Genomic DNA, 9487 nt, shown 5'->3' on the forward strand with positions numbered 1-9487 from the left:
ACAAATGAACAGCACAGGCTTATAATTGAACAAAAGTTGTATTGAGTAAAAAAAATTGCATAAGTACAAAAATGATTATCATTCTCACTGGATTAATGATCTAATGAACGTGCCAAATCATCTCTAAACCATGCTGCTGCGGGATTCCCGCAGCAGCATGTGCCATTTTTAGGGGAATAACAATGGCTCTCATTCTCAATACAACCTGGGTTAATGCAGTCAGATGAGAACAAAACTATCCGAAGGGAACGTGATTTATATGCAAGCGATACATCAGCCTTTACAAGGGAAACAGCAAGCCAAGCAACAATCGGCCCATACTCCTGGACCTAAACGGGGCAAGAAACCGAATTTCCGCGCGATGTTGCAAAACAAGGAGATGCAGGCAGCGCTGGGCAGTGGCATCATGATGCTGATTGCATGGGGAATAGCACCTTATTTTGCCACGTTGTCTGTGATAATCTACATTGCCGCTTACGGGATTGGCGGTTGGACGAAGGCCAAGGAAGGTGTCGAAACATTGGTTAAGGATCGTGATCTGGACGTTAACTTGCTAATGATTGCCGCATCACTTGGAGCAGCGACGATTGGTTACTGGAATGAAGGCGCGATGCTGATCTTTATTTTTGCCCTTAGTGGAGCACTGGAAAGCTACGCGACGGAGCGCAGTCATAAAGACATCTCATCCTTGCTGGCACTTAAACCGGAGACGGCACTGCGGATCGAGGATGGACAAATGAATGTCGTGGCGATTGAGGATTTGAAGCCGGGGGATCTTTTACTCGTGAAGCCAGGCGAACTGATTCCTGCGGATGGAGTTGTTTATCGTGGAAGTTCTTTTATCAATCAATCGTCGATTACCGGGGAATCCATGCCAGTCGATAAGAGTGCAGGGGACGAAGTTTACGCTGGTACAGTGAATGGTGAGGGGGCGCTATATGTCGAAGTCACCAAGTCGGCCGAAGGCTCACTGTTCGGAAAAATCATCAAGCTGGTGGAGGAAGCGCAAGCCGAGGTACCGGATTCGCAACGTTTTATGGAACGTTTTGAAGGTATCTATGCACGAATTGTTGTAGGTGTTACGCTTCTTGTTATTGTAGGAGCACCGCTACTCCTGGGATGGACGTGGGATGAAGCTTTTTACAAAGCTATGGTCTTTCTTGTGGTGGCATCACCTTGTGCACTGGTGTCCTCCATCATGCCTGTGATGCTGTCAGCAATGTCCAGCAGCGCTCGCCGCGGGATATTGTTCAAGGGTGGAGCGCATATGGAGAATATTGCTCATACCCGAGTGGTCGCTTTTGACAAAACAGGTACGCTCACGATGGGAACTCCCAAAGTAACGGATATCCTAACTGCACCGAGCGTAAGCAGAGAGCAATTATTGTCCGCAGTGGCGTCCGTTGAAAATCTCTCGATGCACCCCCTTGCTCGGGCTATCGTGGAACAGGCGAGCAGGGAAAACGTACCTCTACAAGAGGCAGAGCATGTGCAGTCTATTACAGGACACGGCATTGAAGGAATCGTAAATGGCGTCGTGTGGAAGATTGGACGGCTGGATGGAACAATGTGGGCACAAGAGATACAAGAGATGCAGACGATGGAAGAGAGAGGAGCTACGGAAACGCTAGCTGTAACGCCAACTGGCGAATTACAGAATGGCAAAGCTGTGGAGTCCATAACTAATGATGTACCTGTAAACGGTGAAGCAGACTGGGAAACGGTATGTACCCGACTGGAGCGGGAAGGTAAAACGATATCTGTTGTAACCGTCAATGGTGAGTTTGCGGGTTTGATTGCGATACGGGATATGATCCGTCCGCAGGCGGCTGAAGCTGTGAAGAAGCTGGAGAATATGGGTGTCAAAGTAGCGATGTTAACCGGTGATCGTGCCCGTTCAGCTTCGGTCATTGCTGGTGAAACCGGGGTTAGTCTTGTCTATGCTGATCTGCTACCAGAAGATAAGGTCAAACAGGTACAAGCGCTCCGTGAGCAATATGGTCATGTGCTGATGGTTGGTGACGGGGTTAATGATGCGCCTGCGCTTGCGGCAGCAACGGTGGGGATGGGCATGGGCTTATCAGGCAGTGGAACAGCGATCGAGGTAGCGGATGCGGTGCTTATGAATGACAATATCGAAGAGATTGCTTGGGTAATCGGGCAAGCTCGGCGAGCAGAACGCACGGTGAAATACAATATGTGCTTTGCCATTACAGTTATTTTGGCGTTAATCGCGGGTAACTTCTTACAAGATATTGCTTTGCCACTTGGAGTGGTTAGTCATGAAGGCAGTACTATTTTGGTGATTCTGAATGGACTTCGGCTGTTGCGTTAAGTTGTGAGAGGGCCATAGGGACAACCAGATTTGACGCACAGTGCTTCAGCAGTTCCCGTTTGAACCTGTGGTCAGAGGGTAATAGTCGAAGAGACAATACAATGCAAATGCAATGTATCTCACTGACGATAATTACTTTTAACCATAAAGGGAGCTGTGATCAATGGGCCGTTACGTACAAGTTGAACCGAATGTAAAAGTATATGTTGAAGATATTGGTGAAGGGACCCCGGTACTGTTTTTGCACGGCTGGCCTGTCAATTATAAAATGTTTGAATACCAATTGAATGTGCTACCGAACCACGGCATTCGTACCATTGCAATGGATTTCAGAGGTTATGGTTTATCCGATAAGCCGTCAACCGGATATGATTATGACCGTATGGCAGACGATGTTCGTGCTGTTATTGACGACCTGGGGCTGACAGATGCCATACTCGCTGGTTTCTCCATGGGTGGTGCTATCGCGGCACATTACATGGCGCGTCATGAGGGTCACGGAGTATCGAAGCTGGCACTGCTATCCGCGGCGGCTCCTGTATTTACACAGCGTGATGGATATCCATACGGCTTGACGCCAGATGAGCTGAATGAGCAGATTATTGAGCCGATTTTTACAGATCGGGCGAAGCTGCTGGATACGTTCGGCGGGATGTTTTTTGCAAAAGAGCACAGCCAGCCGTTCATGCAATGGTTCCATGCACTAGGCATGGAGGCTTCGTCTTATGGCACGATTAGCAGTGCGATGGCGCTACGTGATGAGGATTTGCGCGGGGAATTGGAAACGATCCGGGTGCCTACAGCCATTTTCCACGGTAAAAAAGATGAAATCTGCCCATTCGAATTCGCTGAAGAGATGCACAAAGCGATCCCTTCGGCTGAAATGGTTGTGTTTGAAGAAAGTGGACACGGTGCCTTTTACGATGAATTGGAAAAATACAATGCTGCACTGATTCGATTTATTCAATCTTGATCGTTTGGATCAAAAAGAAAGTATAAATTGCCTTACAGATGATTTCAGCAATTTCAGTAATTTCATGGAATCTTCATTTATGGCTAAAAAAAGAACCCAACTTCAGCATCTGCTGGGGTCCGGGTTCTTTTGCCTTTCGCCAATCTAGAACAGTTCGGTTAGTCCGATCATCGTAATCAGACCAAACAGGAAGGAGATTGTAGCTGCGCGTGCATTGCCGTCACCATGACTCTCAGGGATTAGCTCTTTATAAACGATGAACATCATCGCACCTGCTGCGAACGCGAGACCGTAAGGCACCAGTCCGGCAACAAGACTACTGAGTGTATATCCGATCATGGCCGTTATAATCTCTACAGCACCGGTCAACGTTGCAATGCCAAGTGCCTTGAAGCGACCGATGTTCTGATTGACGAGAAAGAGAGCGACCAGAAAGCCTTCCGGTGCATTTTGCAAACCGATCGAAAAGGCAATCAGATTCCCTAAGTTTTCATCCGTACTTGCATAACTTACACCGACAGACAAGCCCTCCGGCAAGTTATGCATCGTAATGGCTGCGATAATCATGAAGGCTTTGCCTTCAATTTTGAAAGGCATCTTTTCGGGGTTTTCCAGATCTACGTGTGGAATCCGCATCTCCAGCACCAGCAGAACCAGACTGCCGAGCATAATGCCAAAAGCAAGAACAAATAAATTAGATTGTCCCAGTGCTTCGGGAATGAGATTGTACACCGAGGCTGAGGTCATAATACCCGCTGCGTAAGCGAGTAAAATGTCGCGCAGACGATGTGATATTTTACGCATAAATAAGATCGGTACGGCTCCAAGTCCAGTCGACATGGCCGAAATAATACTGCCGAGTAGAGCGTCGTTCATGCTTCCATTTTCCCTCCTGATGAAGACTTCTTCATAATCGCTGCCGAGCATTGACACCGTACGTAAAAGAGATCATAATGAACAACAGATTAGAATGATTATAAATTAGAATTCCGTTTCTGCATAGGTGAATCGTCATATTCGTAGGCAGCTCTTATGGACATGATGTGGGCTATCCGTTCTAGTGTATGCAAAGGCTTGCGCTTTTGATGCCGGAGAGCTTGATCTTTTTGCAGAACATGGGGGAGGAACTATACATGTATAAATCAATTATTATTGGAACAGGCCCTGCAGGGCTGACAGCAGCAATCTATCTGGCACGCGCCAACCTGAACCCGCTCGTTATTGAAGGACCGCAACCTGGTGGACAGCTGACAACAACGACAGAAGTGGAAAACTTCCCGGGTTTCCCTGATGGCATCATGGGCCCTGAACTGATGGACAACATGCGTAAACAAGCGGAGCGTTTTGGCGCAGAATTCCGTACGGGCTGGGTAAACAACATCGACATGAGCGAGCGTCCTTTCAAAATTCAAGTCGAAGGTATGGGCGAACTCGTATCCGAGACGTTGATCTTGTCTACTGGCGCATCTGCTAAGTATTTGGGTATCCCGGGAGAAGAAACAAACGTGGGCCGCGGTGTCAGCACTTGTGCGACATGTGACGGATTCTTCTTCCGCAACAAAGAAATCATCGTTATCGGCGGTGGCGATTCCGCACTGGAAGAAGCAAGCTTCTTGTCCCGTTTCGGTTCCAAAGTAACCTTGGTGCACCGTCGTGAAGAACTGCGTGGCTCCAAAATCATGCAAGATCGTGCACGTAGCAACGAGAAAGTAGAAATGGCCCTGAACCGCACACCACTTGAAGTGATTGCTGGCGACAACGGCGTAACTGGCCTCAAAGTGCTCAACAACGCAACTGGTGAAGAAGAAGTGATTCCGGCAAGCGGCGTATTTGTAGCGATTGGTCACACACCAAACACGGGTTTCTTGGGTGGTCAGATTACTACAGACGAGCATGGTTACATTTTGACTACACCAGGAACTTCTGAAACGAACATCCCAGGCGTATTCGCATGTGGTGACGTTCAGGATACACGCTACAAACAAGCGATTACCGCTGCAGGTAGCGGATGTATGGCTGCAATGGACACCGAGAAATTCATTGAAAGCCTGGAGCACAGCGCAGTAGCGTTGTAATTCGGAAAGTCCGGTGTTTAAACAGTGCTTCATTAAGCTTATAAATAATTAACCGTATAAATCAAATAATCATTATGAGGTGAACTAAACATGGAAAACGTAATTGTATACACATCCACGAACTGCCCGAACTGCAAATCCGTGAAGTCTTTCCTGGCTGATAAAGGTATTGCTTACGAAGAGCGCAACATCGAGACAAGCGACGAGTTCGCACAACAAGTATGGGACATGGGCGTACGCGCAGTTCCTCTGACTGTGATCGGTGAACACCGCATTCTGGGTATGAACAAAACCCAATTTGCAAAAGTATTGGACGCTTAATTAACGCTTGCCTAGCTCTGGTTGCTGGCAATGTAGTTTAGAAAAGTTGAAGCTATTCCGGTTCGCGCGAGCCGTTTGAATATAGAAGTGAATAAGAAAGCCGTACCGGATGAGGTACGGTTTTTCTGTTTTTACATGTGGAATGGATAGAAAAAAAGAAGACGCGTAAGGCAACGTCAGGACTTAAGGACATTGCGCATAAGCGTCTTCTTTTTGAGCTAGAAAAAAATACTCATACACGTCTGAAATACGACATACACCAGTAAACCTGACAGCATGTACATGAAACCAGCCTTCTTTTTGCTCTGAAAAAATCGAAGTATGCCCAGGCTGAACAGGGGCGCAAGCACAATCAGGAACAGGAGTACGGTGACAAATACTGGCGCCGAGATATCTGATGTATCCACGTAGGTCACGAGTTTTCACTCCGTTTCATTATCGGATAACACAGCAACTATAGCGCTGCCATGACAAAAATCACATAGTCTCATTATACCTCTGGATTTCTTTAACAAAAAGGGAGGAAATGGGGCAAAATCTTGTCCATTTAATATTTTTTTATGCAAAATATTAAACAGATACCCGTACATTTCCTAAAAATTGGGATATTGCAGAATAGGCAGCCCCAATTCTGGTCGAACGGCTACCGAGTGCAGCCCATTCCACTTGCAGACTTCGACGGTGGTAAGGCAGCGTACGTTCCTCGACCACCTGTTTGAGCGCCGATTCAATCCAAGGCTTAGCCTCTGAAAGCGGACCGCCGATAATAATACGCTCCGGGTTAAAGCTATTTACGATGTTGGTAATGCCGACGCCCAGCTTGCGTCCAATAATGTCGTACAATGCTATCACGTCCTGGTGTCCATTCCGGGCGTGTTCAATCAGTTCTTTGGTCGTATATGCAGGCAGGTGCTGCTGATCCGGGTGTTCGTATACTTTTTCCGAGGCATATAACTCCCAGCATCCCCGATTACCGCAAGAACAAGGCAGACCCTCTGCTTCAATGGACATATGTCCAGTCTCACCGGCGTATCCCCAAGCACCCTTATATAATTCACCATCAACCATAATACCTGAACCAATTCCAATCCCTGCACTGATATAGATCAGATGACGTACACCAACACCTGCACCAAAGTTCAATTCACCACGCGCACCGGCGTTAGCTTCATTATCAATCGTGACGGGCAAGTTGAAACTTTCCTCCATCATGGCTTGCAAGGGAACCATTTCCCACTTCAAGTTGGGTGCAAACAGCACGGTGCCTTGCTCGTCCACCATCCCTGGCACTCCAATGCCAATGCCGATGACTCCGTGTGGAGAGGAGGGAGCCTGATCCATTAGGTGCCTCGCGGCCAGCTTTAGTTGTTCAAATACAGACGTTGCATCATGCTGCTCCAGATCAACGGCATATTCGGCAACGATATGACCTTCGAGGTCGGTGAGAACACCTTTCAAACGGGTTACGCTCAGTTCCAGACCAACAGCATATCCAGCCGTACCTCGAAAAAGCAGCATTAGAGGTTTACGTCCACCGCTGGACTCCCCAGGGCCAATCTCCTGCACCAGCTCATCGCTGATCAGATCCGCTACCAGATTTGAAACCGTTGCTTTGTTGAGACCGGTCACTTCGGATAATTTCGCCCGGGAAAGGGGGGCATGACGGCGAATCGTATCCAGTACGATCGACTTGTTTATTTTTTTGACCAGCATCTGGTCTCCGGTAATTTTCATATCGTTAAGGCACTCCTATTCTTTCTCTTTTTATATAAATTGAACTGAACAGATTTACACGGACACTTCGATGACAGAATAACCTTTGGATCGCTGTTATCCCCAGATTTTTCGATTCCCTATTAAAGGGGAAAATCCGGTGATAAGCTTATGCTTCCGATGTAGCTTTCTTTCAGAAAGCTTTTAAGCGAACACTTCGCTTCTACAGTTTTTTTCTGTCCTCTCCGTTCATGTGTAAATTAAATGGTTCAATTTATATAAGTAAAGGCTCTCATGTATATCCGCTAAGAAGCTATTCGACTATTATAGCGTAAACGAACCGGGAAAAAACAATTTTATTTTTACTTTGTTTAACCGATAGACAAAGTAAATCCAATGTGTTAGGATAACGTTGTAAACGATTTCTTAATCAAACTCTTTTAAAACTTTTGAGGAGGCATTTATCACATGGCCTATTTTGAATCCGTTAATAAGATTGCATTCGAAGGTAAAGATTCCAAGAATCCATTTGCTTTTAAACATTATAATCCACAAGAAGTTGTCGCTGGCAAAACGATGGAAGAGCACTTCCGTTTCGGTATGGCTTACTGGCACACATTAACTGCAGGCGGTAGCGACCCGTTCGGTGCTGAAACAGCAGTACGCTCATGGGATAGCTACTCCGGATTGGATAAAGCGAAAGTTCGTGTAGAAGCGGCTTTTGAATTTATGGAAAAAATGAATCTGCCTTACTACTGTTTCCACGATGTAGACGTGGCTCCAGAAGGCGCATCACTGCGTGAATTCTACAGCAACATCGATACGATCGTTGATCTGTTGGAAGAGCACATGAAAGCAAGCGGCAAAAAACTGCTGTGGAACACGGCTAACATGTTCTCCAACCCGCGTTTTATGTTTGGTGCAGCATCCACTTGCAACGCAGACGTATATGCTCACGCAGCAGCGCAGATCAAAAAAGGTCTGGAAGTAGGTAAACGTCTGGGTGCAGAAAACTATGTATTCTGGGGCGGTCGTGAAGGGTACGACACATTGCTGAACACGGACATGCAACTGGAGCAGGACAACATTGCTCGTATGTTCCATATGGCTGTTGATTATGCAAAAGAAATCGGCTTCGACGCTCAGTTCCTGATCGAGCCTAAACCAAAAGAGCCAACAAAACACCAATACGACTTCGACGCAGCAACTTCCATTGCGTTCTTGCAAAAATATGATCTCGACAAACAGTTCAAACTGAACCTTGAAGCGAACCATGCAACGCTGGCTGGTCACACATTTGACCATGAAATCCGCGTTGCTCGTATCAACGGCATGCTCGGTTCCCTGGATGCAAACCAAGGCGATCTGCTGATTGGCTGGGATACGGACGAGTTCCCGGTTGATATGTATGATGCTACTCTGACCATGTACGAAGTGTTGAAAAACGGCGGTCTGGGCAAAGGTGGCGTAAACTTCGACGCGAAAGTTCGCCGTGGCTCCTTCGAACCTGAGGATCTGTTCCTGGCTCACATCGCAGGTATGGATACGTATGCGAAAGGTCTGAAAGTCGCTTCCAAACTGATCGAAGACCGTGTATTCGATGAATTCATCGAGCAACGTTACAGTAGCTTCAACGAAGGCATCGGTGCAGAGGTTGTTGCAGGTAAAGCAACACTCGCTTCCCTCGCAGAGTATGCTTTGAACAACGAAAACCCACGCAAAAACCAATCCGGACGTCAGGAACTGCTGAGAGCAAAACTCAACCAATACATTCTGGCTGACTAATCACAGTCATAGAGGAAGAGTAAAATCATGCCCGAATGAACTGGCTATGGCTCTATGACTAGATCATTGCCGCACATAAAGCAGGAATCATCACTTCCTATTCGGTGCAAAAGTATGTTGCACCCTGGACGTTGAATAAGCGTGACATTCAAACCGTCCCCGCTTTCCTCTGGGAAGGCGGGGACGGTTTGTTGGTTTGGAGGTTCGTTGCCCCAAACGAGTACGGTTGTACCGTTTGAAAGCAACGTTACAAGCGGCATGCAGAAACGGAGTGGGCAGAAAGAA

Annotated in this window: 8 protein-coding genes; 5 read left to right on the forward strand and 3 right to left on the reverse strand. The window is 47.1% G+C overall.

The annotated features are described in order from the left end of the window. Positions 1-223 precede the first annotated feature (223 nt). Together FS818_RS22305 and FS818_RS22310 are read left to right on the forward strand one after the other, a co-directional pair. Complete coding sequence (locus tag FS818_RS22305; RefSeq protein WP_397351805.1) at positions 224-2335, forward strand: heavy metal translocating P-type ATPase; 2112 nt, start codon at positions 224-226, stop codon at positions 2333-2335. 163 nt (positions 2336-2498) lie between these two features. Then, the gene (locus FS818_RS22310; protein WP_145334818.1) at positions 2499-3308 is read left to right on the forward strand and encodes an alpha/beta fold hydrolase; all 810 of its coding nucleotides are present in this window, start codon (positions 2499-2501) and stop codon (positions 3306-3308) included. Positions 3309-3452: 144 nt separating this feature from the next. Here FS818_RS22310 and FS818_RS22315 read toward each other — a convergent pair whose 3' ends face one another. Beyond that, on the reverse strand, positions 3453-4184 hold the full coding sequence (locus FS818_RS22315; protein ID WP_090924449.1) for a ZIP family metal transporter: 732 nt from the start codon (positions 4182-4184) through the stop codon (positions 3453-3455). A 257-nt stretch (positions 4185-4441) separates the two neighbouring features. Here FS818_RS22315 and trxB point away from each other — a divergent pair, with 257 nt between their 5' ends. Both trxB and FS818_RS22325 read left to right on the forward strand, forming a co-directional pair. Continuing rightward, a complete protein-coding gene (gene trxB, locus FS818_RS22320; protein ID WP_090924450.1) occupies positions 4442-5383 on the forward strand; it encodes a thioredoxin-disulfide reductase in 942 nt (313 codons plus the stop codon). A gap of 90 nt (positions 5384-5473) precedes the next feature. Further along, positions 5474-5704, forward strand: coding sequence for a glutaredoxin family protein (locus tag FS818_RS22325; RefSeq protein WP_111268376.1), 231 nt, complete (start codon positions 5474-5476; stop codon positions 5702-5704). 218 nt (positions 5705-5922) lie between these two features. Here the strand turns inward: FS818_RS22325 and FS818_RS22330 are convergent, their stop codons facing one another. Further along, positions 5923-6120, reverse strand: a complete 198-nt coding sequence (locus tag FS818_RS22330; RefSeq protein WP_123065878.1) for a hypothetical protein — start codon at positions 6118-6120, stop codon at positions 5923-5925. A gap of 154 nt (positions 6121-6274) precedes the next feature. Beyond that, positions 6275-7438, reverse strand: coding sequence for an ROK family transcriptional regulator (locus tag FS818_RS22335; RefSeq protein ID WP_145334820.1), 1164 nt, complete (start codon positions 7436-7438; stop codon positions 6275-6277). Positions 7439-7885: 447 nt separating this feature from the next. On the opposite strand from FS818_RS22335, the gene xylA reads away from it, so the two are divergent. Continuing rightward, positions 7886-9202: a xylose isomerase gene (gene xylA, locus FS818_RS22340; protein ID WP_090924454.1), complete on the forward strand. Its 1317-nt coding sequence runs from the start codon at positions 7886-7888 to the stop codon at positions 9200-9202. Positions 9203-9487 lie beyond the last annotated feature (285 nt).

It is taken from the genome of Paenibacillus xylanexedens, assembly GCF_007680605.1.
GTDB classification, from domain to species: Bacteria; Bacillota; Bacilli; order Paenibacillales; family Paenibacillaceae; genus Paenibacillus; species Paenibacillus xylanexedens_B.